At 65.4% G+C, this 24,712-nt stretch carries 23 protein-coding genes; 12 read left to right on the plus strand and 11 right to left on the minus strand.

Annotation, left to right across the window (positions count from 1 at the left end; translation table 11 throughout):
* Positions 1–84 precede the first annotated feature (84 nt).
* The 3 genes from C8C95_RS10870 (at position 85) to C8C95_RS10875 (ending at position 6,687) form a co-directional block, all read left to right on the plus strand.
* Positions 85–4,875, plus strand: a complete 4,791-nt coding sequence (locus C8C95_RS10870) for an RHS repeat-associated core domain-containing protein (RefSeq protein ID WP_116748602.1) — start codon at positions 85–87, stop codon at positions 4,873–4,875.
* On the plus strand, positions 4,866–5,435 hold the full coding sequence (locus C8C95_RS23520; RefSeq protein WP_133246224.1) for a hypothetical protein: 570 nt from the start codon (positions 4,866–4,868) through the stop codon (positions 5,433–5,435). The genes C8C95_RS10870 and C8C95_RS23520 overlap by 10 nt, the downstream gene beginning before the upstream one ends.
* Positions 5,436–5,730: 295 nt before the next feature.
* Positions 5,731–6,687 (plus strand): RHS domain-containing protein, encoded by a 957-nt coding sequence (locus tag C8C95_RS10875; RefSeq protein ID WP_243415679.1) that lies wholly within the window; start codon positions 5,731–5,733, stop codon positions 6,685–6,687.
* Positions 6,688–6,737: 50 nt separating this feature from the next.
* On the opposite strand, the gene C8C95_RS10880 is transcribed toward C8C95_RS10875, so the two are convergent.
* From C8C95_RS10880 to lplT, 6 genes are all read right to left on the minus strand, one after another.
* The gene (locus C8C95_RS10880; RefSeq protein WP_133246225.1) at positions 6,738–7,208 is read right to left on the minus strand and encodes an OmpA family protein; all 471 of its coding nucleotides are present in this window, start codon (positions 7,206–7,208) and stop codon (positions 6,738–6,740) included.
* Positions 7,209–7,487: 279 nt separating this feature from the next.
* Positions 7,488–7,988 (minus strand): hypothetical protein, encoded by a 501-nt coding sequence (locus C8C95_RS10885; RefSeq protein ID WP_116748605.1) that lies wholly within the window; start codon positions 7,986–7,988, stop codon positions 7,488–7,490.
* On the minus strand, positions 7,973–8,449 hold the full coding sequence (locus C8C95_RS10890; RefSeq protein WP_165836536.1) for a hypothetical protein: 477 nt from the start codon (positions 8,447–8,449) through the stop codon (positions 7,973–7,975). The genes C8C95_RS10885 and C8C95_RS10890 overlap by 16 nt, the downstream gene beginning before the upstream one ends.
* A 355-nt stretch (positions 8,450–8,804) precedes the next feature.
* The gene (locus tag C8C95_RS10895; protein ID WP_116748607.1) at positions 8,805–9,293 is read right to left on the minus strand and encodes a glutathione peroxidase; all 489 of its coding nucleotides are present in this window, start codon (positions 9,291–9,293) and stop codon (positions 8,805–8,807) included.
* A 76-nt stretch (positions 9,294–9,369) separates the two neighbouring features.
* Positions 9,370–10,269: a DMT family transporter gene (locus C8C95_RS10900; protein ID WP_116748608.1), complete on the minus strand. Its 900-nt coding sequence runs from the start codon at positions 10,267–10,269 to the stop codon at positions 9,370–9,372.
* 201 nt (positions 10,270–10,470) lie between these two features.
* Positions 10,471–11,775, minus strand: a complete 1,305-nt coding sequence (gene lplT, locus C8C95_RS10905) for a lysophospholipid transporter LplT (protein ID WP_056057261.1) — start codon at positions 11,773–11,775, stop codon at positions 10,471–10,473.
* A 156-nt stretch (positions 11,776–11,931) separates the two neighbouring features.
* Between lplT and alr the strand changes: the two genes are divergently transcribed.
* Together alr and C8C95_RS10915 are read left to right on the plus strand one after the other, a co-directional pair.
* The gene (gene alr, locus C8C95_RS10910) at positions 11,932–13,047 is read left to right on the plus strand and encodes an alanine racemase (RefSeq protein WP_116748609.1); all 1,116 of its coding nucleotides are present in this window, start codon (positions 11,932–11,934) and stop codon (positions 13,045–13,047) included.
* Between the two features lie 138 nt (positions 13,048–13,185).
* Entirely contained in the window at positions 13,186–14,055 is an 870-nt protein-coding gene (locus C8C95_RS10915) for a hypothetical protein (protein WP_116750246.1), read from the plus strand.
* A 92-nt stretch (positions 14,056–14,147) separates the two neighbouring features.
* Here the strand turns inward: C8C95_RS10915 and C8C95_RS24005 are convergent, their stop codons facing one another.
* Positions 14,148–14,639 carry a MarR family transcriptional regulator gene (locus C8C95_RS24005; RefSeq protein WP_116748610.1) on the minus strand — a complete coding sequence of 164 codons (492 nt, stop codon included), beginning with the start codon at positions 14,637–14,639 and terminating at the stop codon, positions 14,148–14,150.
* An 80-nt stretch (positions 14,640–14,719) separates the two neighbouring features.
* On the opposite strand from C8C95_RS24005, the gene C8C95_RS10925 reads away from it, so the two are divergent.
* Positions 14,720–15,529 (plus strand): siderophore-interacting protein, encoded by an 810-nt coding sequence (locus tag C8C95_RS10925; RefSeq protein WP_116748611.1) that lies wholly within the window; start codon positions 14,720–14,722, stop codon positions 15,527–15,529.
* Positions 15,530–15,566: 37 nt separating this feature from the next.
* Here C8C95_RS10925 and C8C95_RS10930 read toward each other — a convergent pair whose 3' ends face one another.
* Positions 15,567–16,454, minus strand: a complete 888-nt coding sequence (locus tag C8C95_RS10930) for a LysR family transcriptional regulator ArgP (protein WP_116748612.1) — start codon at positions 16,452–16,454, stop codon at positions 15,567–15,569.
* A 77-nt stretch (positions 16,455–16,531) separates the two neighbouring features.
* Between C8C95_RS10930 and C8C95_RS10935 the strand changes: the two genes are divergently transcribed.
* Entirely contained in the window at positions 16,532–17,140 is a 609-nt protein-coding gene (locus C8C95_RS10935) for a LysE/ArgO family amino acid transporter (protein WP_063461013.1), read from the plus strand.
* A gap of 88 nt (positions 17,141–17,228) precedes the next feature.
* Entirely contained in the window at positions 17,229–18,809 is a 1,581-nt protein-coding gene (locus tag C8C95_RS10940) for an ABC transporter substrate-binding protein (RefSeq protein WP_116748613.1), read from the plus strand.
* Positions 18,810–18,884: 75 nt separating this feature from the next.
* On the opposite strand, the gene C8C95_RS10945 is transcribed toward C8C95_RS10940, so the two are convergent.
* From C8C95_RS10945 to hpaI, 3 genes are all read right to left on the minus strand, one after another.
* Positions 18,885–19,508 carry a glutathione S-transferase family protein gene (locus C8C95_RS10945; protein ID WP_116748614.1) on the minus strand — a complete coding sequence of 208 codons (624 nt, stop codon included), beginning with the start codon at positions 19,506–19,508 and terminating at the stop codon, positions 18,885–18,887.
* A gap of 191 nt (positions 19,509–19,699) precedes the next feature.
* Positions 19,700–20,677 (minus strand): 2-dehydropantoate 2-reductase, encoded by a 978-nt coding sequence (locus tag C8C95_RS10950; RefSeq protein WP_116748615.1) that lies wholly within the window; start codon positions 20,675–20,677, stop codon positions 19,700–19,702.
* A 34-nt stretch (positions 20,678–20,711) separates the two neighbouring features.
* On the minus strand, positions 20,712–21,542 hold the full coding sequence (hpaI, locus tag C8C95_RS10955; RefSeq protein WP_116748616.1) for a 4-hydroxy-2-oxoheptanedioate aldolase: 831 nt from the start codon (positions 21,540–21,542) through the stop codon (positions 20,712–20,714).
* A 114-nt stretch (positions 21,543–21,656) separates the two neighbouring features.
* On the opposite strand from hpaI, the gene radA reads away from it, so the two are divergent.
* The 4 genes from radA to C8C95_RS10975 are packed head-to-tail and all read left to right on the plus strand — an operon-like array spanning position 21,657 to position 24,710.
* Positions 21,657–23,036 carry a DNA repair protein RadA gene (gene radA, locus C8C95_RS10960; protein WP_116748617.1) on the plus strand — a complete coding sequence of 460 codons (1,380 nt, stop codon included), beginning with the start codon at positions 21,657–21,659 and terminating at the stop codon, positions 23,034–23,036.
* 49 nt (positions 23,037–23,085) lie between these two features.
* Entirely contained in the window at positions 23,086–23,520 is a 435-nt protein-coding gene (locus tag C8C95_RS10965) for a glycerate kinase (RefSeq protein ID WP_116748618.1), read from the plus strand.
* 39 nt (positions 23,521–23,559) lie between these two features.
* Complete coding sequence (locus C8C95_RS10970) at positions 23,560–24,498, plus strand: branched-chain amino acid transaminase (protein WP_056057294.1); 939 nt, start codon at positions 23,560–23,562, stop codon at positions 24,496–24,498.
* 5 nt (positions 24,499–24,503) lie between these two features.
* Positions 24,504–24,710 carry a zinc-finger domain-containing protein gene (locus C8C95_RS10975; protein ID WP_056057299.1) on the plus strand — a complete coding sequence of 69 codons (207 nt, stop codon included), beginning with the start codon at positions 24,504–24,506 and terminating at the stop codon, positions 24,708–24,710.
* The last annotated feature ends 2 nt before the right edge of the window (positions 24,711–24,712 follow it).

Below are 24,712 nucleotides of genomic sequence, written 5' to 3' on the forward strand. Positions count from 1 at the left end.
ACATCGGCTCTCGTTGACGCCGCAGCACCCCATGGCGTAACCCGGCAGCCGCCCCCACCCCTCGTTCCACGACCTCCTTCGCCCATGAGTCAGTTTCCACCAGCGGCCCGACTGGGCGACCCCATTGCCCACAGCAACGCCAACGCACGCCTTCTGGCGAAGGTGGTGGGCATAGCCGCAGGTGCTGCCGCGCTCGGTGCGCTGTGTGCTGGCACCATCGCGGCGGGGGTGACAGCGGGTGTTGCGGCGGTCGGCACCGTGGTTACAGGCGGGCTGGCGGCGCCGATCCTCGCGGGAGCCGTCGTGCTGACCGGAGCGCTGGCCACCTTCGCTGTCAGCATGGCGGGGGGCGCCATTGGAGAAAAAATTGCCGATTGGCTGGTCCCGGAAACCTGGGATGTGACCGGGGCCATCACGTCCGGCTCACCCGATGTGTTCGTCAACGGCATTCCCGCTGCGCGGGCCACCAACGCGGTACCGCTGGACGAAGTGGTTTGCGGCAAGCACACCATCACGCCCGTCAACCTGATCGCACAGGGCGCGGCGGTCGGGCCCAAGCAGACCGTCATCAATGAAGCCCTGGCCGCCCGCAAAGGCGACAAGGTCGTGTGCGGGGCCACCATTCATGCAGGCTCGCCCAACGTCTTTATTGGCGGGGCTCCTGAGACGGTGCGTGACTACGACGACGAGGTCAATCCACTGCTGCGGGCGGCACTATTCATTGCGGAGGCGCGAAATCTCCTGAAGAACATCAAATGTCTCTGGAAGCTGGTCAAGGATCCGAAGGCGCTCGTCAAAAACGCGGAATGCATGTTGAAGGCTGCGCAAGCCGCAGGCTCAGCGGCCATGACCGTGCCGGCCATTCTGGGCAACCCTGTGCACATCGCCACGGGCGCCAAGCTCCTGGCCGATGGAAACGACCTGGACTTCGTGCTGCCGGGCGTACTGCCGGTGGCGTGGCAGCGCATCTACAACAGCCTGGACGAGCGCAGCGACGGCCCGCTGGGCCGCGGCTGGAGCACACCCTACACGGTTCAGCTGCATCTGGACCACGATCCGCAGGGCCGGCCCGCCGTCACCTACTACGACGCGGATGGGCGCGACATACAGTTCAATCGCCCGGCGCCGGGGCAGGGCTTGTTCAGCGTTGCCGAAGGAATCGGCGTGCTGTGCAGTGAAGGCGGCGACTACGTCGTCGTCACAGCCGAAGGCATGTACCAATGGTTCGGCCAGGCGCCCGCCGGGAGCGTGGGTGATGCTGCGGCGATGGGCGTATTGCACCTGCAGCGCATCGAGGACCGCAACGGCAACTACCACGCGCTGCGCTACGGTGACCACGGTGTGCTCACCCATGTGGCGGACAGCGCAGGCCGGCTCCTTGAGTTTCTGTATGTTCCGGGCACTGCCCGGCTTCAGCAGATTCATCTGCGCGTGGGCGCCGATGGCGAGGCTGCGCAGGCGCTGGTGAACTACTGCTACGACGCCGCAGGCCAACTGGCCGAAGTGAGAGACCGCGCAGGGCAGACGACGCGCAGGTTTACCTATGCAAATGGCCGCATGGCGAGCCACCAGCTGCCCGGTGGCTTGCTGTGCAGCTACGAATGGCAGGAGTTTACCCAAGGCATCGGCAATCGCCCTGGCCCCCATGCGCGCGTGGTGCGGCACTGGACGGACGACGGCGAAGCGTACGCCTTTGAATACGGCCTGCATGGCGACGGCAGCGGCAGCACCCAGGTCACCGACGGCCTGGGCCGCTGTCAGCAGTGGCACTGGAATACCGACCACGAAATCACCCGCCACACGGACGCTCTGGGCAACACCACCACGCAGGTGTGGGGCACCACCAAACAGCTGCTGTGCCATACGGATCCGCTGGGGCGATCCACCACGTACACCTACGACGACGCTGGCAACCTCACCGCAGAAACGGACGCCCTGGGACGCACGCACCGCCAGCGCTGGAGCCCCGGCCCGGCCAGCCTGCTGGTCGCGACGGAAGACCCCGGCGGCGGAACCTGGCGCTACCAGTACGACGACCACGGCAATCTGGTGGCAGAGACTGACCCTCTGGGCCAGGTGACCCGCTACGCGAACGACGACCGAGGCCTGCCCGTTCTGGTGACCGATGCCCACGGCGGGCGCAAGCAGCTGCGCTGGGATGCCAGGGGCCTGCTGACCGCCTACACCGATTGCAGCGGCAAGACCACCCGCTACATGTACGACGCGCAGGGCCACCTTCACCAGGAAATCGACGCCCTGGGCCAGTCCACCGTCTTCGAGCGCGACCCGGCGGGCCGGCTGTTGCAGCTGACCCTGCCGGACGGCGCGCAGCACCAGTACCGCTATGACGCGGCGGGCCAGTGCGTGATCGCGACCGACGCGCTGGGCCATACCACCAGCTACAGCTACAACCAGCGCGGCCAGTTGACTGGGCGGTCCAAAGCGGTTGGCGCACTCACCAGCAACATCCAGCTGGGGTATGACGCGGCACGGCGCTTGTCGGCGCTGGTCAATGAAAACCGCCAGGCGTACCGGTTCGCTTACGACGCGGTGGACCGCCTGGTGGCCGAGACCCGCATCGACGGCACCCGGCAAGTGCTGCACTACGATGCAGCCCACCAAGTCGTCGGCGTGACCGAACACCCCATGCCCCAGGGCCAGGGCGACGCCGTGCCGGGCCACGCCGAGGTGCAGCCCATCCACACCCAGTTGGTGCGCGATGCTGCTGGCCAGCTGGTTCAGAAGAACGTCTACACACCCGGTGCGGCCGCGCAGGCGGGCGCAGCCGCAACGCAGGCGCCGCCCGAGCTGCAAGCCCGGATCGACTATGTATACAGCCCCACCGGCGACTTGTTGACGGCGCAACACAGCACGCCTCTGGGCGAAGTCATTGCACAGCACACCTGGCAATACGACGCTTTGGGCCAGGTACTGCAGGAAACCGCCGGGCAGGCCGTGCAAGGTCAGCAGCGCAGCAGCGCGCTGCACCACCAATACGACGCATTGGGCAACCGCATCGGCACCAGGCTGCCGGACGGGCGCGCGCTGAACCACTTGTACTACGGCAGCGGCCACCTGCACCAGATCAACCTGGACGGCGCCGTCCTGGCCGACATCGAGCGCGACGACCTGCACCGCGAGGTGCTGCGCACGCAAGGCCGCCTGGCCAGCCGTTTTGCCTACGACCTCGTTGGTCGCAAAGCGGCGGCCTGGGTGCGGCCAGCCACGCTGCGGGTAGGGCGCGGCATCGGCACCGACCCAGGTGCCGATGGCCCGTGGAGCCCCTACAGCGCAGACTGGAGCCAGCGCTTGCAGCAGCGGCACAACGCCGAAGACGTGCTGCTCAAACGCTACAGCTACGACGGGAACGGAGAACTCACCAGCGTGGAGCACAGCCAGCAGGGGCATACCCTGCACCGCTACGACCAGGGCGGGCGCATCACGCAGACGCTGTCGAACCAGCCTGAGCGCAACGAACACTTCCACTACGACCTGGCAGGCAACCGCATCAGCGCGCTGGAGGAAAGCAGCCTCAGCAGCCAGGGCCGAGGCTGGGTGCAAAACGACCGCGTCAAGGTGTTCCAGGACAAGCGCTACGACTACGACGGCTTCGGTCGGCTGATCAGAAAACGCATCGGTAGCCACACGGAGCAGCACTACCGCTACGACCACCAGCACAGGCTGACCCAGGTGGCGGTGGTGCGGGCGGGCAAAGACGGCCAGCCACAAAGCCAGGTCTTCAGCTACCAGTACGACGCACTGGGCAGGCGCATCGCCAAGACCGACAGCTTTGGCACCACGCACTTCACCTGGGACGGAATGCGGCTGCTGCAGGAAAGCCGTGGCGCGCAGACGAGCACCTACGTCTACGAGCCGGGCAGCTACGTGCCACTGGCGCGCATTGACGGAAGTGGCGGCATAGAGCCACACGCTGCGGCGGCGCATGCGCTGGGCGGAGGATCAGACAATGCACAAGGCAAGCAAGCCAGCGTGCCCACGACCAACCCGGGCTGGAGCGACCGGTTCAACGTGGGGGCGGCGAACGATGGGCCCACCGATGGCTATGCCAACGCGGACGCAAAGACCACGGCCGCAACCGCAACTCCAACGGCGCAGGCAGCGCAGGTGTATTACTTCCACACCCAGCCCAACGGCCTGCCGGAAGAGCTGAGCGACAACAGCGGCCACTTGGTGTGGACAGCGCAGTACAGCACGTGGGGCAGTACGGTCAGGGAGGAATGGCAAAGCTACGACGAAGCGGGCAGGCCTGTTCAGCGGCCGCAACAGCAGTCAGCGAACCAGACAGTCCAGCTTCAGCAGAACCTGCGGATGCAGGGGCAGTACCTGGACAGGGAAACTGGGCTGCACTACAACACGTTCCGGTACTACGACGCGGATCTGGGGGCGTTTACGACGCCGGATCCGATTGGGCTGTCGGGCGGATTGAACCTGCACCAGTATGCGCCCAACCCTGTTGGGTGGATTGATCCTTGGGGGTGGGCGTCTAAGGGTTATGACGTGTCAGGGCAGACTGCCGGTCACGACACTGTTAGTAGAGGGGCGCACGTGAACGTTCACGGTCCCGGGCTGCCCAACGGCGGGGGCCATGTGGGCTTCGTCCCCAATCAGAAAGGTACTGGACTAACGATGACGCGAGAAGACGCAGCGACTCGAAATCTCAATGACAAACAGTGGGCTAAGGTCCAGGAAGCTGTCGGTAAGCATTTGGACAACCCCAAGGAAGTAGATCGCCTTTCAAAGATAGCACAGATGGGAGTTGATAATAATCCTAAAGGCAATCGTGCTAATGAGATGGCAAAGGTTAGAGATATAGCACGACAGCACCACACTGCGGGTACGAATCCATGTCGCTGAAAGAGAAAATGTTAGCGGTTGTAGAGGAAATTTCTAGTGAATACTCTTCTAAATTGTTTTTGCCAGGTGTGCAATGCCTGGATGTTGAAAATGAGTCATATATTATTTATACCGTCAAAAATGACGTTCGGCCGAGCTTGAGCCGATTCTCCGGGTCTCGGTTGGAAGTCATTTTTGATGTGCGGCGTGGTTTTGCGTTAAATGGCCATTTTCTAAAATTTCAAGGAGTACATACCAAAATCGGTTATCTCTTGAAAAGGCTGACGCTATCTTTAACGAAGTGCAATTTGTATTTTTCCGATGATTTCGAATATTTGTATGCTGTTGATGCCGCTTCGGATTTGGTTGTGGAGTTTCATTTTAGGGTGAGAAATTATTATGTTGGAGCCATTTCTTTGAAAACAAGGTTTGGTAATGAGGTGCAATCTTCACTAGTAAAATCACTTGAAGGCAAGTATTTGAGATTTGAAGATTTGACGAAGTACGCCTCAAAAAAACAGTTTGACGCGGTTTCTAAAATATTGGATGCAGTAAAGCGCAGCCGGAAGGCTGAGATATAGCATTGGCCTCCAAATGCAAATGACTCAGCAAAGATGCAGCTGCTGCAAAAGATTGACAGCAACGCAATTAAAGCGATAAAGCAAGAAGTGGAGCGACAACGACGCGAGCGGCGTGTGCAACTTAGCAACTAGATCGGACACATCGTTCTCAAGTGGTGAGGGATTTGGACGCCGCTTAGCACCAATTGGCTAGCTGTCACATCCCGAGCGCAACGAACACTTCCACTACGACCTGGCAGGCAACCGCATCAGCGCGCTGGAGGAAAGCAGCCTCAGCAGCCAGGGCCGAGGCTGGGTGCAAAACGACCGCGTCAAGGTGTTCCAGGACAAGCGCTACGACTACGACGGCTTCGGTCGGCTGATCAGAAAACGCATCGGTAGCCACACGGAGCAGCACTACCGCTACGACCACCAGCACAGGCTGACCCAGGTGGCGGTGGTGCGGGCGGGCAAAGACGGCCAGCCACAAAGCCAGGTCTTCAGCTACCAGTACGACGCACTGGGCAGGCGCATCGCCAAGACCGACAGCTTTGGCACCACGCACTTCACCTGGGACGGAATGCGGCTGCTGCAGGAAAGCCGTGGCGCGCAGACGAGCACCTACGTCTACGAGCCGGGCAGCTACGTGCCACTGGCGCGCATTGACGGAAGTGGCGGCATAGAGCCACACGCTGCGGCGGCGCATGCGCTGGGCGGAGGATCAGACAATGCACAAGGCAAGCAAGCCAGCGTGCCCACGACCAACCCGGGCTGGAGCGACCGGTTCAACGTGGGGGCGGCGAACGATGGGCCCACCGATGGCTATGCCAACGCGGACGCAAAGACCACGGCCGCAACCGCAACTCCAACGGCGCAGGCAGCGCAGGTGTATTACTTCCACACCCAGCCCAACGGCCTGCCGGAAGAGCTGAGCGACAACAGCGGCCACTTGGTGTGGACAGCGCAGTACAGCACGTGGGGCAGTACGGTCAGGGAGGAATGGCAAAGCTACGACGAAGCGGGCAGGCCTGTTCAGCGGCCGCAACAGCAGTCAGCGAACCAGACAGTCCAGCTTCAGCAGAACCTGCGGATGCAGGGGCAGTACCTGGACAGGGAAACGGGGCTGCACCACAACGCGCGATGGAGGTCCGTCGCCGCCATGGAGTACCAAACGCCGCAGTCTCAGGGTGTGGGCGGGGTGCACGAAAGTAGAGCGCGTCCCATCCTGCGAGTCCAAGGTCATGTGCGCTATCTGGAACAGCAGCGCAATTGACGGGCCGTTCTGCAGCCCACTTCACTTGGATAGAGGAGGAGATGCCCTGCCTACTTCGCCGTGATCTTCACCGCATGCAGTGCCTGCGTGGTGTTGAACTTCACCCGGATGGACTTGGCGGGCACGCCTTGCTTGACCAGTGCGTTGCGCACTGCCATGGCACGCATCAATGCGATCTCACGGGCATCGACCGGTGCGTCTTTGCGGTGGCAGTAGCCGGTAATCTCCAGGCGTTCTGTGGGCTCGCGTGTCGCGGCCAGGCGGGTCAGGATGGCCTGCGTCTCGGGCGACAGCTTAACTTGGTTGGCTTTGAACTGGGCCACCATGCCATCCTCAGGCAGGCGCGGCTCCTCCGGCACCGGTGCGGGCGCGGGTTCAGCCGGGGGTGCGGGGGGTACAGGGGCGGGCGCGGCAGCCACTTCGGGCTCCGGCGGCGGGGGCGGCGTGTCGGCGCAACCTGCAAGCAGCAGTGCGGCGGCGGTCAGCAAACCAACGGGGGCGAAGCGTGTGTGAAAGAGCATGGACATCCCTTCGAGTTGAAAAAATAGTGATGGAAACTTGCGCGCTGAAACGATGACTCTTTGAGCGGCCTGGAACTGACCAGTAGGTCCTCGCCAGTCCGCGCGGAGGCCCTCAGAGGGCCACTGGCGCGGCGGCCTGCTACCGGCGGGACACATTTCGCGGCCAGCCAGATAGCGACTGGCGGAGGCGTCACCTTGGTGGCGCAAATCCCGCCACAGAAGACCGAAGACGAGACTCGGTGCCATGGCAGTGGCAGAGCCGCACAGCGGCCCTGTCCGCTATTGCACCAGTTGCCAGAAGGTGACCTGCGCGAATTTGGCGTCGTTGGCCCAAGGGTCCCAGATGGTTTTGTCCCCCCGGCTTTTGGCACCTGGCCACGAGCCCAACGAGGTGGACATGGCCGGCGCGTAACTGCCCCGCGTGCGCAGGGTCTCTGCCTTGCCGTCGCGGGTATAGCTGTAGCCGCCCGCCGTCGTGTCTGGCCCAGGGTAGACAACGATCACGTGCCCGTTGGTGGCCTCGGATTTGCCGCCCACCACCAGCACACCTTCGCGCGCCAGACGGCCCACCTGTCCTGCCGGGACGATCTTCCAGTGCGCCTGCCCGCGCATGTGTTCGACCAGTGCGTTGGCGCTCATCCAAGCCTGGTTGGGCAGGTACTGCTTGATCACATGCCAGACGGCATGGCTGCATGAGTTGGGATACAGCGCATAGGCAGCATCGCAAGCCTGCTTGAGCTTGCTGACGGACTGCGCGGTTTCGGCTACGTCTGTGGGCACGAGGTCTTGTCCTGTGAAGGGGTGGTGTTCTTGGGGGTGTAGGTCCCCTTGCGAGGATTCCAGTGCAGGCTGGGCAGCGTGGAGTCACCGCCCACGGCAGGGGACTGCACCTTTAGGCGCAGTTCGTGCGGGGTACCGCGCTGCCATCGCCCGGCGCTGATGGTCAATTCCTGCGGGGGATCGACTGGGAAGAGGTGCGGGATGCGGCCCAGGCAGCGACCCGTCGCGTCAACGAGCATGGGCAGAGGAAAGTCGCGCCACGCCGCATCAGCGGGCAAGGTTTTGTAATAGTCGTCGGTGAACACGCTGAGCAAGTTCACCTTGGCAGCAACCGGCGCAGCCACGGAAGGCGGCTGCTGCGCGATGGCACATATACGCACTGCAGCACGATAGGGCTCCATCTCGGCAGGCAGACCCACGCTGCGGTCCACCGGCACGCACAAGGCTGGTGGGATGTTCACAAAGTCATGGGCTTGAGCAGCGCAGGCGGCGACAAGAAATGACGCAGCGGCAAAGCACGCTCGCCATCCAGCGAAAGCAGACATGAAGAGGGGCCTCCCAAACAGCAGAAAATGCGACCGAGTGGTCTCTGCCACTCTGAAACGACGCCGAGTGTCGCCGGTGTTTTCTGCTGTTTTGACGTCAATGCGTCTGTAGGCAACTGCTTGATTCAGCTTTCACAAATGCCTACATGGCGCATCAATTGGTAACGCCAGGCATGCGCGGAGCACCCTGATATGTGCTGATAAGCTCATCATCGCCTGTGATGGCGCGCGCAAAGAGCGGTGCCGTCCTCCGCGAGCCGGGGCAGTGGGTTCAGGCCGCCAGTGCCGCCGCAATATCCCCCGCCAGCTTCTTCGGCGCGTCCTGCGGCGCATAGCGGCGGATCACGCGGCCGTCCTTGCCGACGAGGAACTTGGTGAAGTTCCACTTGATGGCCTTGCTGCCCAGCAGGCCTGGGGCTTCGGCGGTGAGCCACTGGTACAGGGGCGAGGCGTTGGCGCCGTTCACGTCGATCTTGGCCATCATCGGAAAGCTCACGCCGTAGTTGAGCTGGCAGAAGCTGGCGATCTCGTCGTTGCTGCCGGGGTCCTGGGCGCCGAACTGGTTGCAGGGGAAGCCCAGCACGACGAGGCCCTGGTCGGCGTATTCCTTGTGCAGTTCTTCCAGCCCGCCGAACTGGGGTGTGAAGCCGCAGGCGCTGGCGGTGTTCACGATGAGCAATACCTTGCCCCGGTATTGCGACAGGGGCACGGCCTGGCCGTTCATCTGCAGGGCTTCAAAGTCGTAGATGCTGGTGGACATGCGGGTTCTCCGGGTGGGGGATGACGGGCCATCGTAGCCCCAGCTGCAGAGGCCTGTGCGCAGGCGGGTCAATCCATCAATGAGGGCCCGCAGCACCCGGTCGGCGGAACTGCAGCGCCGCCAGCAGCGAAGCCAGCAGGATCAGCGCCCCGCCCAGCACGGTGCGCGTGTTCAGCGTGGCCGCGCCCAGCAGGGCCGACGACACGCTGGCAAACATCACCTCCGACAGCATCACCAGCGCCGTGGTGCCCGCCGCCAGGCGGGCGGCGCCAAATTGCAGCGCCCAATTGCCCAGCATCAGCACCCCGGCCAGCAGCAGGCCGGTGACGACCCAGGTGGCATTGACGGCAGGGAAGGGCTCCACCACGCCCACTTGCAGGCCAATGCTGGCCACGGCCAGCGCCATGAGCATGCAGCCGCCAAACATCGAGAACATGCGCGCGGGCCCCGGCACGGTGTGCAGGCGGCGCAGCGTGACGTTGGTCAGCGCGAACATGAAACCGCCCAGCAGCGCCAGAGCGTCGGCCAGCGACAGGTTCTGCAGCAGGCGCGAAGCAGGTGCGCCCTCGGGCAGCAGCACCAGCACCACGCCGCAGAAAGCCAGCGCCAGGCGCAGCAGCGCCGCAGGGGTAGGACGCTCGCCCAGCACCTTCCAGGCCAGCAGCACGGCCCAGGCGGGCATCAGATAGAACAGCAGGATCACGCGCACCACGTCGCCAATGGTCACGGCCCAGTTGAAGGCCACGTTGTTCAGGCCCGAGGCCAGCGCCAGCAACCACAGCTGCGGATGCGCGCGCACCTGCTGCAGGATGCCGGGGCGCCAGGCCAGCAGCGCCAGCAGCACCACCGCATACATGCAGGCCGTGGCCCACAAGGGGTGCAACCCCGCCTGGTGCATGTGCTGGAACGGCCACCACGCCAGCCCCCAGACAAAGGCGTTGAACAGCAGGGCGGCGAAGGGCTGTGGAGAGTGCATTGAAGGCAAAAACAGGCGGTAGCGCTAGTTGAATATGCGCTGATAGCTATAAATTATGTAGCAATTGGCGCCATGGCATAGCACTCAAAGCCGGGGCGGCTCCTCGCCAGTGCACCCGTGGAACTGGCTCTGCCAGGCCACTGGGTGCGTCCCCCTCGGGGGAAGCAGCGAAGCCGCACAGGGGGGCTTCGCAATCGGGAGTCAATGGTGCGTATCGTGCCGCGCGATGTCCAGCAGATGGTTCACTTCGTCGCGGTGGTTCACGCAGTTGCGCTGGTGCCAGCGGCGGATGACCCACATGATGCCCGCCACCACCAGCCCGAAGGTGGTGATGGCACCAAACACCGACAGGCCGAGCTTGAGCGACAGGCTGTAGAAAGCCCCCAGGCCCAGGATGCAGGCCTGCTCGTTGAAGTTCTGCACGGCAATCGACCGGCCCGCGCCCATGAGGTTGTGGCCCCGGTGCTGCAGCAGGGCGTTCATGGGCACCACCAGGTAGCCGCCCAGGCCACCCAGCACGATGAGGAACGGAATGGCCAGCCAGATGTTGCTGATGAACACCATCAGGATCAGCAGCAAGCCCATCGCAATGCCCAGCGGGATCACGCGGGTGGCCATGTCCAGGCGCATGCGCATCGATGCCACCACGGCACCCACGGCGGTGCCGATGGCCACCACGCCCGTCAGGGCCGAGGCCTGGGTGGTGTTGTAGCCCAGGGCCACGGCGGCCCAGGCCAGCACGATGAACTTGAGGTTGCCACCGGCGCCCCAGAACAGGGTGGTGGTGGCCAGCGAGATCTGGCCCAGCTTGTCGCGCCACAGGCGGCTGTTGCAGGCCCAGAAGTCGGGCAGCAGGTTGAGCGCGTTGGCCACCACGCTGCGTGACGGGTCGGCGCGCAGGGGGCGCATCTCCACCCCGGTGTGCGGGATGCGGGTGTTGAACCAGGCAGCCAGTGCATAGACAGCGATCAGCGCTGCGATGGCGGCCTCGGCGGGGGTGTCCACGCCGGTGTCGATCACGGGGAAGTCAAAGCCCAGCAGCATGCCCGACAGCTGCTGCCCCACCAGCTGGCCGCCCAGCAGCACACCCAGGATGATCGATGCAATGGTCAGGCCCTCGATCCAGCCGTTGGCCTTGACGAGCTGGGACGCGGGCAGCAGCTCGGTCAGGATGCCGTACTTGGCGGGCGAGTAGGCCGCAGCACCCAGCCCCACCACGGCGTAGGCCATGAGCGGGTGCGAGCCAAACAGCATCATCAGGCAACCCGCCACCTTGATGGCGTTGCTGACAAACATGACCTTGCCCTTGGGCAGCGCATCGGCAAAGGCGCCGACGAAGGGCGCCAGCACCACATAGAACAATGCGAACATGGGCACCAGGGCCGCGCGCTGCCACTCGGGGGCGCCTCCGGTGCGCAGGAGTTCCACAGCGGCTACGAAGAGTGCGTTGTCGGCCAGCGAGCTGAAAAACTGCGCCGACATGATGGTGTAAAAACCGCGCTTCATCGAATGGCTGGTGAGAGCATCAGTTGGGCTGATGCCCTGGTAAATGTGAAGAATCGTAGCGAGGGACAGGCGGTTATATCACGCGGATAAACGGCCACAGTGCCAGAATCCGGCGCTGATCCCCCGGTAAATCCCTCGCTCCATCAGGTCTGTCCCATGCCCCGTCCCATTGCTGCCACCATCCACACCACGGCCCTGCACCACAACCTCGCGCGCGTGCGCCAGTCGGTGCCTGACGCCAAGGTGTGGGCGGTGGTCAAGGCCAATGCCTATGGCCACGGCATCGAGCGGGTATACGAGGGCCTGCGCGGCGCCGACGGTTTTGCGCTGCTGGACCTGGCCGAGGCCGAGCGCGTGCGCCACCTGGGCTGGCGCGGGCCCATCCTGCTGCTCGAAGGCGTGTTCGAGCCGCGCGACCTGGAGCTGTGCTCTCGCCTGGGCCTGTGGCATGCGGTGCACTGCGACGAGCAGATCGACATGCTGGCTGCGCACAAGACGCAGGTGCCGCACCGGGTGTTCCTCAAGATGAATTCGGGCATGAACCGCCTGGGCTTCACGCCCGAGCGCTACCGCGCCGCGTGGGCCCGGCTCAATGCGCTGCCGCAGGTGGACGAGATTTCGTTCATGACCCACTTCAGCGACGCCGACGGCCCGCGCGGCATTGCGCACCAGATGGCGGCCTTCAACGCCGCCGCGCAGGACCTGCCTGGCGAGCGCAGCCTGAGCAACAGTGCCGCCACGCTGCGCCACGCGCAGGATGCGGGTGTGCGCGCCGACTGGGTGCGCGCGGGCATCGTGGTCTATGGCAGCGCGCCGGACTTCCCCGAGCACCATGCCGGCCACTGGGGGTTGCAACCCACCATGACGCTGTCCACGCGCCTCATCGCCACCCAGCAACTGCAGGCGGGCGACACCGTGGGCTATGGCTCGCGCTTCACGGCCGACGGCCCGCTCACCATTGGCATCGCCGCCTGTGGCTACGCCGACGGCTACCCCCGCCACTGCGACACCGGCACGCCGGTGCTGGTGAACGGCGTGCGCACGCGCCTGGTGGGGCGGGTGAGCATGGACATGGTGACGGTGGACCTCACGCCCCTGCAGCAGGCGGGTGTGGAGGTGGGCTTTGGCAGCGAGGTCACGCTCTGGGGCCGCGCCAGCAATGGCGTGGTGTTGTCCATCGACGAGGTGGCGCAGGCAGCAGGCACCGTGGGCTACGAGCTGATGTGCGCCCTGGCGCAGCGCGTGCCGGTGGTGGTGGACGGCGGGGCCTGAAGCCCCCCTACATTGGCGTGCGGCAGGGCGCGGTTCGCGCACAAGTTCACGCCGCAGGGGCAGCCGGTGTGGGGCGCGGCCTGAAACTGGTGTGAAATGGCGCCGTCTGTTTGCCGCCGCGCGCAGCGCGCTCCTTCCATGGCCACACCCCGCAGCAACTCCTCCAGTTCCAAGAAAAAAGGCAGTTCCACCTGGCGCTCGGTGCGCATGCCGCAACATGGTGCGGTCGCGCGCACCCTGCAGCAGCGCTACAGCCTGCGCTGGCACGGGCTGCTGATCGGCAGCTTCACGCTGCTGCTGATGTGGGCCACCTCGCACCTGCAGATGGTGCTGGGCGTGGAGTCGCTGGCGCTGCGGTACTTGATTACGCTGTCGGTGGGCTACATCGGCTATCTGCTGGTGCTGCGCGCCTGGGCAGCGCGGCTGGTGCGGCGGGACGGGTCGTCGGGCGACGGCAGCAGTGTGGAATTGCCCGACATCTCCTGGCCCAGTGGCAATGGCCCCTCCGGTGGAGGCCAGGTGCCCTTGCCGCGCACCGGCGGTGGCAACTTTGGCGGCGGTGGCGCATCGGGGGACTTTGGGGGCGGGTGGACGCAGGGCCTGTCCAGCGGGGGCTCCGGCAGCGACTCCGGCGTGCTGGGCGATATTGCCGGGGGCGCGGCCGATGCGCTGGGCAGCGCCGACGAGGGCGCTGTGGTGGTCGTGCCCGTGGTGGCCATCTTTCTCATTGGCGCGGCACTGATCCTGGGGGCGGGCTCGCTGGCCATGCTGTTTTTTGGCTGGGATGTGCTGCTCACGGTGGCGGTGGAGATTGCCTTCTCGGTGGCCACTGCCCGCGCCGCCGTGGGGGTGGAGCGCGAGGGCTGGCTCAGCGCCGCCGTGCGCCTGACCTGGAAGCCGCTGCTGGGCGCGCTGGTCTGCGCCGTGCTGCTGGGCGCCACCATCGACCATTTCCTGCCCCATGTGCATTCGCTGCCCGAGGCGCTGCGCGTGATCCAGGGGCGCTGATTTGCTCTCTATTTGATAGCTGTCAGGGCATATTGCACTAGCGCTTGGGGCAAAAATCCCTTCAAAAGCGCTTGAAACCCCCTGTGGGGCCCTTAACGGGAGGATCGGCCCTTGCCGTGGCTGCAGTCCTCGCCAGTCTCCAGGGGGGGCAGCGCGTCCAGGTTGGTCCGCACCCGCGCCAGCAGGGCCAGCAGCTGCGCCTGGGTGGCGTCGTCGCAGCCCGCCAGCACCTGGGCCGACAGGGTTTGCCGCGCGGCCTGCAGCGCCTGGTACAGCGCCTGGCCCTCGGCACTCAGCGTGAGGCACAGGCTGCGCCGGTCCTCGGCGTGCGGCTGGCGTTCCAGCCACCCCTTGTCCTGCAACAGGCCCAGCATGCGTGCCACCTGGGCCTTGTCGGCGCCGCTGTGGCGCACCAGCTCTTTCTGCGTGGCGCCGGGGTGGCGGCCGATGAAGTTCAGCGCGCGCACCTCGTTGAAGGTCAGGTCCGGGTGCACGGAGGTCATCGCGCGCACCATGCGCGCCCGGTAGGCGTGCATCAGGTCGTGCAGGGCTTCAAACACATCGGGGCGGGCGCGTGGGGGCATGGCGTGGCTATCGGTTGACAAAGTCAACTGAATGACGGATGATTTGGTTGATTTGGTTGATTAAATCAACATTTTACGCCATGAACGCTTCCTTGCCCCTGGCCGCCACGGCCCCCTCCCTCGCCATCGAGCGCATTCGCCACCCTTTGCAGGGCCGCCACCTCCAGGTGGTGCGCCGCACCCAGGTCAGCCCCGGCTTTGTGCGGCTGACCCTGGCCGGCCCCGAGCTGGCGGGCTTTATGAGCGCCGGGTTCGACGACCATCTCAAGCTCATCCTTCCCTCGCCCGGGCAAGACCGCCCCACCTTGCCCACGCTGCAGGACGGCCGCCCCGTGTTTGATGGCCCGCGCCCCGTGCTGCGCGACTACACCCCCGCGCGCTTTGACGCGGTAGCAGGCGAGCTGGACATCGAAGTGGCTCTGCACGACGCGGGCCCCGCCACCGACTGGGCCGCCAGCGCCACCGTGGGCCAGTGGGTGGGCATTGCCGGGCCGCGCGGAAGCATGGTGGTGCCCACGGGCTTCGACTGGCACTGGCTGCTGGGCGACGAAACCGCGCTGCCCGCGATCGCCCGCCGCCTGGCCGAGCTGCCCGCCAGCGCGGTGGCCACCGTGCGCATCCAGCTGAGCAACCCGGCCGACCAGCGCACGCTGGCGAGCGCGGCGCAGGTGGATCTCCAATGGGTGAGCGCGCTGCCTGCCGCTGTGGAGGCGCTGTCGCTGCCGCCCGGCGCGGGCTTTGTCTGGGCCGCTGGCGAACACAGCGACATGGCCGCCGTGCGCCGCGCCGTGATGGCCAAGCCGGGCGTGGACGCGAAACGCATGCGCATCTCCGCTTACTGGAAGCGCGGCGCGGCGGACCACCACGAGGACCTGGCGAGCGCTGCGTAGTCGGCCCTTGCTTGCTACATCCCTCTCGACTTTCTTCTCAGCGCAGCAGCGTCAGCGCAGCAGCCCGCTGCACGGCTGCGGTCACATGCTGCAGCGCCTGCACATTCAGGCGCCAGCACTGCCAGTACAGCGGCACATCCACCGGCTTGCCTGCAATCAGCTCGACCAGCGCACCAGTCTTCAGGTCATCCTCCACCAGCGGGTCGGGCGTCATGCCCCAGCCCAGGCTGGCGCGGGTGGCTTTGACGAACGCATGTGCCTCGGGCAGCCAGTGCACGGGCGGTGCGAGCTTGCGGCGCGTGATGCGGCCTACAAAACGCGCCTGCAGCGCATCCTTGCGGTTGAACACCAGCATGGGCGCCTGCGCCAGGGTGGTGGCGTTCACGCCCTGCGCAAAGTGGCGCTCCATGAACGCAGGGCTTGCGAGCGCGCGGTAGCGCAGCGTGCCCAGCGGCAGCACCTGGCAGCCCTGCACGGGCTGCGGGTCGGCCGTCACGGCGGCCATCACGCGGCCTTCGCGCAGCAGGTTGGCCGAATGGTCCTGGTCTTCCACATGGATGTCGAAGGTGATGGCCTGCCCCTCGGCCGCCTGTGCCATGGCGTGGGGGAACCAAGTGGCCAGCGAGTCGGCATTCACACCAATCGCCAGCCGCGTGGTGCTGTGCTGCCCGCCGCCAATGGTGGCCAGCGCATCGGCCTCGCTCAACGCCACCTCGCGCGCATGGCGGTACAGCGCCTGCCCGGCCTCGGTGGGCGTGCAGGGCGTGGCGCGGCGCACCAGCACCTGGCCCACGCGCTCTTCCAGCAGCTTGATGCGCTGCGACACCGCTGAGCGCGTGACATGCAGCATGGCCGCCGCCCGCTCGAAGCTGCCCTCATCGATCACCGTGGCAAAGGCGTTGAGCTGGGCGGAGTCGAGTTGCATGGGTGGTTAGCCATTTTGACGGATCGTTAAAAAGTATAGCTGGCGTCAACGCAGGCCCTTGGCCAGAATCCGTGCCCATGGTCTCCACTGCGTTCGTTCACGGTTTCACATCCACTGCCATGCTCATCATGGCCATTGGCGCGCAAAACGCATTTGTGCTGCGCCAGGGGCTGCGGCGCGAGCATGTGATGCCCGTGGTGCTGGTGTGCGCGTTGTCGGACGCGGTGCTGCTGCAGGTGGGCGTGTGGGGCATGGGCGGCGTGCTGCTGGCGCGGCCCGAGTGGGCGCAGTTCATGCGCTGGGCGGGTGCGCTGTTCCTGTTGATGTATGCGGCACAGACGGCCGCGCGGGCGCTGCGCCCAGGACAGTTGCTGGTCGCCACCAGCGGCCCCGGTACCAGCCTGCGCACCACGCTGGCCACCGTGGTGGCACTCACCTGGCTCAACCCGCATGTGTACCTGGACACCGTGGTGCTGCTGGGCACCATGGCAACGCCCTACCCGGCCTGGGGCCGTGCGCTGTTTGCCGCAGGGGGCTCGCTGGCCAGCGCGCTGTGGTTCTTGTTGATTGGCCTCGGCGCCCGCTGGCTGGCGCCGCTGTTTGCCACCCCGGCGGCGTGGCGGGTGCTGGATGGGGTGACGGCCACCACCATGCTGGTGCTGGCAGGGGTGATGGCTCTAAGCTAAGAAGAATAAGTTCGTTCCCATGCAGCGTTGCTTGGGGGATAGTGCGGCCATTCAGCATTTTTTGGCGTTTTTGCCTATCCTCCCGTCCATGCGCTTCAAACACCTACTCCTGGCCGCCGCCGTTGTTGCGGCACTGCCCCTGGCCGCACAGGCCAAGACCTTCCGCTGGTCCCGGTCGGTGGACATCTCCACCTGGGACATCCACACCCAGAACGTGGGCGTGAACAACACCATGCACGGCGCGGTGTACGACACGCTGGTGGAATACAACAGCAAGACCTTCAAGCCCGAGCCCTCGCTCGCCACCGAGTGGAAGCTCATCAAGCCCACTCAGCTGCGCCTGACCTTGCGCAAGGGCGTGAAGTTCAGCGACGGCAGCGAGTTCACCGCCGACGACGCCAAGTTCTCGCTGGAGCGCGCCAAGGCCAAAAGCTCCAACTTCGCCGTCTACACCCAGGGCATTGACCGTGTGGAAAAGGTCGACGCCTACACCATCGACATCCACTCCGATCTGCCCAACCCGGTGCTGGTGAACCAGCTGACCGAGCTGCGCATCATGAGCAAGGCCTGGGCCGAAAAGAACAAGTCGGTCGAGCCCAAGGACATCAAGACCAAGGACGAAAACTATGCCCACCGCAATGCGCTGGGCACTGGCCCCTACCAGCTCAAGCAGTGGACGCCCGACCAGCGTGTGGTGCTGGAGCCCAACCCGCACTGGTGGGGCAAGGGCAAGTACCCCACCAACCTGACCGAGATCGTCTACACCCCCATCAAGGCCGACGCCACGCGCACCGCCGCGCTGCTGTCGGGGGAGGTGGACTTTGTGATCGACCCCAGCCTGCAAGACCTGGCGCGCATCAAACAGACGCCCAACCTGCAGGTGCTGGAAGGGCCAGAGTACCGCACCATCTTCCTGGGGCTGGACCAGTTCCGCGACGAGCTGCCCGGCTCGGACGTGAAGGGCAAGAACCCGCTGAAGGACCTGCGTGTGCGCAAGGCGCTGTACCAGGCCATCGACATCCAGTCCATTCAGCGCGTGGTGCTGCGCGGCTTGGCCCAGCCCACGGGCACGCTGATCGCGAACCAGGTCAACGGCTGGACCAAGAAGGCCGACGTGCGCTACCCCTACGACCCCAAGGCCGCACAGAAGCTGCTGGCCGACGCGGGCTACCCCAATGGGTTTGAAGTGGACTTTGCGTGCAGTGCGGGCCGCTACATCAACGACGAACAGCTGTGCCAGGCCATCACCTCGCACTGGGCCAAGGTGGGCGTGAAGGCCAAGCTGCGCTCGCTGCCGTTTGCCACGTATTTCCCGATGATCCAGCGCAACGAAGCCAGCATCTACCTGCTGGGCTGGGGCGTGCCCACGTTTGACGCGTTCTACAGCCTGCAGTCGCTGGTGCGCTCGCCCGGCGCGGGGGGTGATGGCAACTTCAACCTGGGCCGCTTCTCAGACCCGCAGATGGACGCGCTGATCGAGCGTGTGAAGAAGGAAACAGACACTGCAACGCGCAACGGCCTGATCGAGCAGGCGCTGATCAAGGAGCATGAGCTGGTGTCGCACATCCCGTTGTACAACCAGGTCATTCCGTGGGCGGGCACGAAGAAGGTAGAGATCATCCACCGCGCCGACAACCGCATCGACTGGCGGTATCTCAAGGTGAACTGATCCAATTTGCCAACAAAAAGCCCCGGCGCTTCTGACCCGAAGCACCGGGGCTTTTTTGTGTCCGCCGTGGGCGTTTCAGGCCATTGCTCGCTGCACCGCCGGGCGCTGCAGCATGCGCTGCGTGTGTGCAAACACCTTCGGAAACTGGGTTATGTCTACACCGTCGCTGTGCAGCCAGGTGCCGATGGTGAACAGGTAGCCGTCGGCCACGGTGTACTGCTCGCCCATCACCCAGGGCCCCTGGTCCGTGTTCGGCAGGTAGTGGCTTTCGATGAGGTTGAAGCACTCCGTCATGTTCTGCGGCACCTTGCGCTGCATCGCTGCCTGGGCCTCGGGCTCGTCGGCCCAGCGGCTGGCGCGGGGGCGGTGGGCGTGGGCGATGTGTACGGTGGACGCGAGGTAGCTGTGGAACTCCTGCAGGCGCGCAAAGCCGTAGGCGTCGGCGGGCGCCAGGCGCGCTGCGGGAAAGCTCTGCGCCACATAGGCCAGCAGGGCAGGGGTCTCCGTCAGCGTGCCTTGCGGCGTGGCCAGCGCGGGCACGCGGCCCTTGGGGTTGACCGCCAGGTATTCAGGCGTGCGTTGCTGGCCAGCGGCGAAGTCCACGCGCACCAGGTCGTAGGGGGCGCCGGCCTCTTCCAGAGCAATGCGAACGGCCTGCGCGCAGGTGCCGGGGGTGTAGTACAGCGTGAGTTGGGTCATGGTTGGTTTGCTATGAATTAAATAGCTGCTGATGCATATTCCACTAGCGCCTGCAGCCGATTTTGCTTGAGATGACTCAGAGCGGCAAACAAAACTCAGCGAAGCGGTTCTGGCTAGGCGCTGTGTCGCAGGCAGTACGAGCAGTACGACAAGACACAGCAACGACGCCAGAAGAGTTTTGTTAGCCGCTCTTAGTACAGGCCGCGTGTGCGTGCCATCAACCGCACCAGGCCCAGCAAGGCGTCGGTGTGGGGCGTGGGCGTGTCGGTGAGCTGCCCCAGCTCGCGCACGGCGCCCACCAGGGCGTCGATCTCCAGGGGCTTGTTCGCTTCCACGTCCTGCAGCATCGAGGTCTTGAACGCGCCCAGCTTGCGCGTGACGGCGTGGCGGTCTTCGGGCTGCTGGTCAATCGGCAGACCCAGCTTTTCGCCGATGGCCTTGGCTTCCAGCATCACGGCGCTCACGAAGCCGCGTACTAGGTCGTCGTCCAGGATGCGGTCGGTGGTGGCGCCGGTGAGGGCACTGATGGGGTTAACCGTGAGGTTGCCCCACAGCTTGAACCAGATGTCTTTCTGGATGGTGGTGCTCACCTCCACATCGATGCCGCCGCGCTGCAGCGTGTCGGCCAGTGCTTGCAAGCGCTCGCTGCGGCTGCCATCGGGCTCGCCCACGATCAGGCGGTTGCCGAAATGCTGTTTGACGAAGCCCGGTGCCTCCAGCGAGCAGCTGGTGTGCACCACGCTGCCCACCACATGGCTCGTCGGGATAGCGCGGGCGATCACGCCGCCCGCATCCACGGATTCAAGGGCACGCCCCTGCGCCGCGCCGCCAAAGCCATCGAGGAACCACCACGGCACGCCGTTCATGGCGGTGAGCACGATGGTGTCGGACCCGATCAGCGGGGCCATGGCACGCGCCACGTCAGGCAGGCCCGGCGCCTTGACGGCGACCACCACCAGGTCTTGCACACCCAGGGCTGCCGGGTCGTTGTGGGCCGTGACGGCCACCTGCGCCAGCGTGCCGTCGGGGCGACGCATGCGCAGCCCTTCGGTTTGCAGAGCGCGCAGTGTGTCGCCCCGCGCCACCATGCTGACGGTGTGGCCCGCTTGCGCCAGGGCCACGCCCAGCCAGCCGCCGATGGCGCCCGCACCGTAAATACATGCTTTCATGGATGTCTGTCCTTGGGTCTGGAAGAAGAAAAGTTCAGTAGCCTGCGGGCCGGTTGGGGGCGGCGTCTGGCGCGCTGCGGTAGCGGGCCAGCAGCTCCTGCGCAGCGCTCACCAGCAGCATGGTGTCCACGCCCACGGCCACAAACAGCGCGCCGGCCGCCAGCCACTGGCGCGCCTGGGCCTCGTTGGTGGCCAGGATGCCCGGCGCCTTGCCCGCGCGCAGGATGCGCGCGATGCCGTCGTGGATGGCGGCCTGCACATCCGGGTGCCCTGGGTTGCCGGGGTGGCCCATCGAGGCCGACAGGTCGGCCGGGCCGATGAACACGCCGTCCACACCGGGCGTGGCGGCAATCGCGTCGAGGTTGGCTATGGCTTCCACGGTCTCGGCCTGCACCAGCAGGCAGATCTGCTGGTTGGCCTCGTGCACGTACTGCGGGTAGGCCTGCCAGCGCGACGAGCGGGCCAGTGCGCTGCCCATGCCGCGCACACCCTCGGGCGCATAGCGCGTGGCGCGCACCAGCTGCTGGGCCTGCTCGGGCGTATCGACCATGGGCACCAGCAGGGTCTGTGCGCCGATGTCCAGGTACTGTTTGATGAGGGCCGTGTCACCCACCGGCACCCGGGCGATGGGGTGGGGCGCCTGCATTCCGGGGGGCAGGGCGCTGGTGGCGCTGGCGATGGCCTGCAGCTGGTGCAGGATGGAGCGCAGGTCGTTGGGCGCGTGCTCGCCATCGACCAGCAGCCAGTCGTAGCCGGTGCCCGCGAGGATCTCTGCGCTGTAGGCGTTGGCCAGCCCGAGCCAGAGGCCGATTTGCGCCCGGCTTTGCGCCATGGCCTGTTTGAAGCGGTTGGTGGGTGTCTGCAATGTCAACTCCGTGCGGTGCCAAGCCCGCCATCGTACGGGCTGTTGTCTTCGTGTGCGGGGCGGGTCGCTATAGTCGGCTGCCCCTGCTTTTGCGTTCGCCCACCGACACCTGCCATGGCCAAAGAAAAAACCACGTTCACCTGCACCGAATGCGGCGGCACCAGCCCGCGCTGGCTGGGCAAATGCCCGTCCTGCGGCGCCTGGAACACGCTGATCGAGCAGGTGGCCGAGGCCGGGCCGGGCAAGAACCGCCTGAGCGCCCCGCAGGGCTACGCGGGTCTGGCCAATGCGCAACCCGTCCTTCCGCTGGCGGCCATCGAGGCCCAGGACGTGGCCCGCACCCCCAGCGGCATCGACGAGCTGGACCGCGTGCTGGGCGGTGGTATTGTGGAGGGCGGCGTGGTACTGATCGGCGGCGACCCAGGCATTGGCAAATCGACCCTGCTGCTGCAGGCCATGGACGCGCTGCAGCGCGCAGGCCTGCCCACGCTGTACGTGACAGGCGAGGAAAGCGGCGCGCAGGTGGCGCTGCGCTCACGCCGCCTGGGCATCGAGGGCAGCCAGGTGCAGCTGCTGGCCGAGATCCAGCTCGAAAAAATATTGGCCACGGTGGACGCCACGCAACCGGCCGTGGTCGTCATCGACTCCATCCAGACCACCTATTCCGACCAGCTCACCAGCGCACCGGGTTCGGTCGCCCAGGTGCGCGAATGCGCAGCGCACCTCACGCGCATGGCCAAGGGCACGGGCATCGCCGTGATTCTGGTGGGCCATGTGACCAAAGAGGGCGCTCTGGCCGGGCCGCGCGTGCTGGAGCACATGGTGGACACGGTGCTGTACTTCGAAGGCGATACCCACAGCCAGTTCCGCCTGGTGCGCGCCATCAAGAACCGCTTTGGCGCCGTCAACGAGATTGGCGTGTTCGCCATGACCGAAAAGGGCCTCAAGGGCGTGAGCAACCCCAGCGCCATCTTCTTGAGTCAGCACTCCGAGCCCGTGCCCGGCAGCTGCGTGATGGTGACGCTGGAGGGCACACGCCCCCTGCTGGTCGAGATCCAGGCCCTGGTGGACAGCGGCGGCCCCAGCCCCCGGCGCCTGAGTGTGGGCCTGGACAAGGACCGCCTGGCCATGCTGCTGGCCGTGCTGCACCGCCATGCGGGGGTGGCCTGCATGGACCAGGACGTGTTTGTGAATGCGGTGGGGGGCGTGCGCATCAGCGAGCCCGCAGCCGACCTGGCGGTAATGTTGTCCATCACCTCCAGCCTGCGGGGCAAGGCGCTGCCGCGCGGCTTTCTGGCGTTTGGTGAAGTGGGGCTGGCCGGTGAGGTGCGACCCGCGCCCCGGGGGCAGGAGCGCCTGAAGGAAGCTGCCAAGCTGGGTTTCAGCGTGGCCGTGGTGCCCAAGGCCAATGCGCCCAAAAAACCCATCGAAGGGCTGACCATCCACGCCGTCGAGCGGGTGGAAGAGGCCATGAACGTGGTGCGCGGTCTGTAAGCAATGCCCACAGCGCCATGTCCATGGCGCCATAAGACAATCTCGACCTATGAACTTGCGCAATATCCTGGTGCCCCTGGGGGCGGTGGCCCTGATCGGGTTTGGTTTTTATGCCTACGGCTGGGCCGGAGTGGCTGCCGTGGCCGGTGGGCTGCTCATGTGGGGCCTGCTGCACTTCACGCGGCTGATGAGCGTGATGCAAAAGGCCGCCAAGCGCCCCATCGGGTATGTGGGCAGCGCCGTGATGCTCAACGCTCGGCTGACGAAGGGCGTGAACCTCATGCACGTGGTGGCCATGACCCAGGCGCTGGGAGAGCGCGTGTCGGCCGAAAACGTGCAGCCCGAGGTCTACCGCTGGACCGACGGCACCCGCTCGTACGTGACCTGCGAGTTCCAGCAGGGCAAGCTGGTGGTGTGGACCCTGGTCCGCCCCCAGGACAACCCTGCCGCTGATGGAGAAGGCGCGCCGCCCGCCGCCCCGTAAAATCCTGGTTTTGCGACCCACAGCAACCAAAGGACACCCATGAGCCCCGTAGTTCCCTCGATGGCCGACCGTGACGGCAAGATCTGGATGGACGGCCAGATGGTCGATTGGCGCGACGCCAAGATCCACGTGCTGACCCACACCCTGCATTACGGCTGCGGCGCCTTCGAAGGCGTGCGCGCCTACAACACCGCCAATGGCACGGCGATCTTCCGCCTGGAAGAGCACACCGACCGCCTCTTCAACAGCGCCAAGATCCTGCGCATGAAGATCCCGTTCACCAAGGAAGAGGTGAATGAGGCCCAGAAAGCCGTGGTGCGCGAAAACAAGCTCGAATCCTGCTATCTGCGTCCATTGACCTGGATCGGCTCGCAAAAGCTGGGTGTTTCGCCCAAGGGCAACCAGATTCATCTGATGGTCGCTGCCTGGGCCTGGGGCGCCTATCTGGGCGAGGAAGGCCTCAAGCGCGGCATCCGCGTCAAGACCAGCAGCTACACCCGCCACCACGTCAACATCACCATGACGCAGGCGAAGGCGGTGAGCAATTACACCAACTCCATCCTCGCCAACATGGAAGCCACGGACGATGGCTACGACGAAGCCCTGCTGCTGGACAGCTCGGGTTTTGTGTCCGAAGGCGCGGGCGAAAACATCTTTGTGATCAAGAACGGCGTGATCTACACGCCCGACCTGTCGGCCGGTGCCCTGAACGGCATCACCCGCAACACCGTGTTCCACATCGCCAAGGACCTGGGCCTGGAGATCGTGCAAAAGCGCATCACGCGCGACGAGGTGTACATCGCCGACGAGGCCTTCTTCACCGGCACAGCCGCTGAGGTCACGCCCATCCGCGAACTCGACCGGATCGAGCTGGGCAGCGGTTCGCGCGGCCCGATCACCGAAAAAATCCAAAGCGCCTTCTTCGACATCGTCGGTGGCCGCAATCCGAAATACGCCCACTGGCTGAGCAAGGTCTGAAGAACATGTCGCAAGCAACCGTTGAACTCCTGGCCAAAGACCTGAACGCCCAAGGCGGCGTTTTCTGTCCCAGCCCCAAGGCCGACATGAAGCTGTGGAACAGCCACCCCAAGGTGTACCTGGACGTGGCCCGCACGGGTGAAGCCAAGTGCCCGTACTGCGGCACGGTGTACCGGCTGAAGGCCGGAGAGCATGTGCACGCTGGCCACTGACC

The sequence above is a fragment of the Acidovorax sp. 99 genome (assembly GCF_003096455.1).
Classification (GTDB): Bacteria; Pseudomonadota; Gammaproteobacteria; order Burkholderiales; family Burkholderiaceae_C; genus Acidovorax; species Acidovorax delafieldii.

Bases quoted from the DNA above. Each gene is read 5' to 3' on its own strand.
- C8C95_RS10915 (WP_116750246.1), top strand. From the start codon at position 13,186: ATGGCCACACCCCGCAGCAACTCCTCCAGTTCCAAGAAAAAAGGCAGT.
- C8C95_RS10950 (WP_116748615.1), bottom strand. From the start codon at position 20,677: ATGAAAGCATGTATTTACGGTGCGGGCGCCATCGGCGGCTGGCTGGGC.
- C8C95_RS10900 (WP_116748608.1), bottom strand. From the start codon at position 10,269: ATGCACTCTCCACAGCCCTTCGCCGCCCTGCTGTTCAACGCCTTTGTC.
- C8C95_RS10925 (WP_116748611.1), top strand. From the start codon at position 14,720: ATGAACGCTTCCTTGCCCCTGGCCGCCACGGCCCCCTCCCTCGCCATC.
- lplT (WP_056057261.1), bottom strand. From the start codon at position 11,775: ATGAAGCGCGGTTTTTACACCATCATGTCGGCGCAGTTTTTCAGCTCG.
- C8C95_RS10975 (WP_056057299.1), top strand. From the start codon at position 24,504: ATGTCGCAAGCAACCGTTGAACTCCTGGCCAAAGACCTGAACGCCCAA.
- C8C95_RS10940 (WP_116748613.1), top strand. From the start codon at position 17,229: ATGCGCTTCAAACACCTACTCCTGGCCGCCGCCGTTGTTGCGGCACTG.
- C8C95_RS24005 (WP_116748610.1), bottom strand. From the start codon at position 14,639: ATGCCCCCACGCGCCCGCCCCGATGTGTTTGAAGCCCTGCACGACCTG.
- C8C95_RS10935 (WP_063461013.1), top strand. From the start codon at position 16,532: ATGGTCTCCACTGCGTTCGTTCACGGTTTCACATCCACTGCCATGCTC.
- C8C95_RS10895 (WP_116748607.1), bottom strand. From the start codon at position 9,293: ATGTCCACCAGCATCTACGACTTTGAAGCCCTGCAGATGAACGGCCAG.
- C8C95_RS10870 (WP_116748602.1), top strand. From the start codon at position 85: ATGAGTCAGTTTCCACCAGCGGCCCGACTGGGCGACCCCATTGCCCAC.
- C8C95_RS10965 (WP_116748618.1), top strand. From the start codon at position 23,086: ATGAACTTGCGCAATATCCTGGTGCCCCTGGGGGCGGTGGCCCTGATC.
- C8C95_RS10880 (WP_133246225.1), bottom strand. From the start codon at position 7,208: ATGCTCTTTCACACACGCTTCGCCCCCGTTGGTTTGCTGACCGCCGCC.
- C8C95_RS10945 (WP_116748614.1), bottom strand. From the start codon at position 19,508: ATGACCCAACTCACGCTGTACTACACCCCCGGCACCTGCGCGCAGGCC.
- C8C95_RS23520 (WP_133246224.1), top strand. From the start codon at position 4,866: ATGTCGCTGAAAGAGAAAATGTTAGCGGTTGTAGAGGAAATTTCTAGT.
- alr (WP_116748609.1), top strand. From the start codon at position 11,932: ATGCCCCGTCCCATTGCTGCCACCATCCACACCACGGCCCTGCACCAC.
- C8C95_RS10930 (WP_116748612.1), bottom strand. From the start codon at position 16,454: ATGCAACTCGACTCCGCCCAGCTCAACGCCTTTGCCACGGTGATCGAT.
- C8C95_RS10970 (WP_056057294.1), top strand. From the start codon at position 23,560: ATGAGCCCCGTAGTTCCCTCGATGGCCGACCGTGACGGCAAGATCTGG.
- radA (WP_116748617.1), top strand. From the start codon at position 21,657: ATGGCCAAAGAAAAAACCACGTTCACCTGCACCGAATGCGGCGGCACC.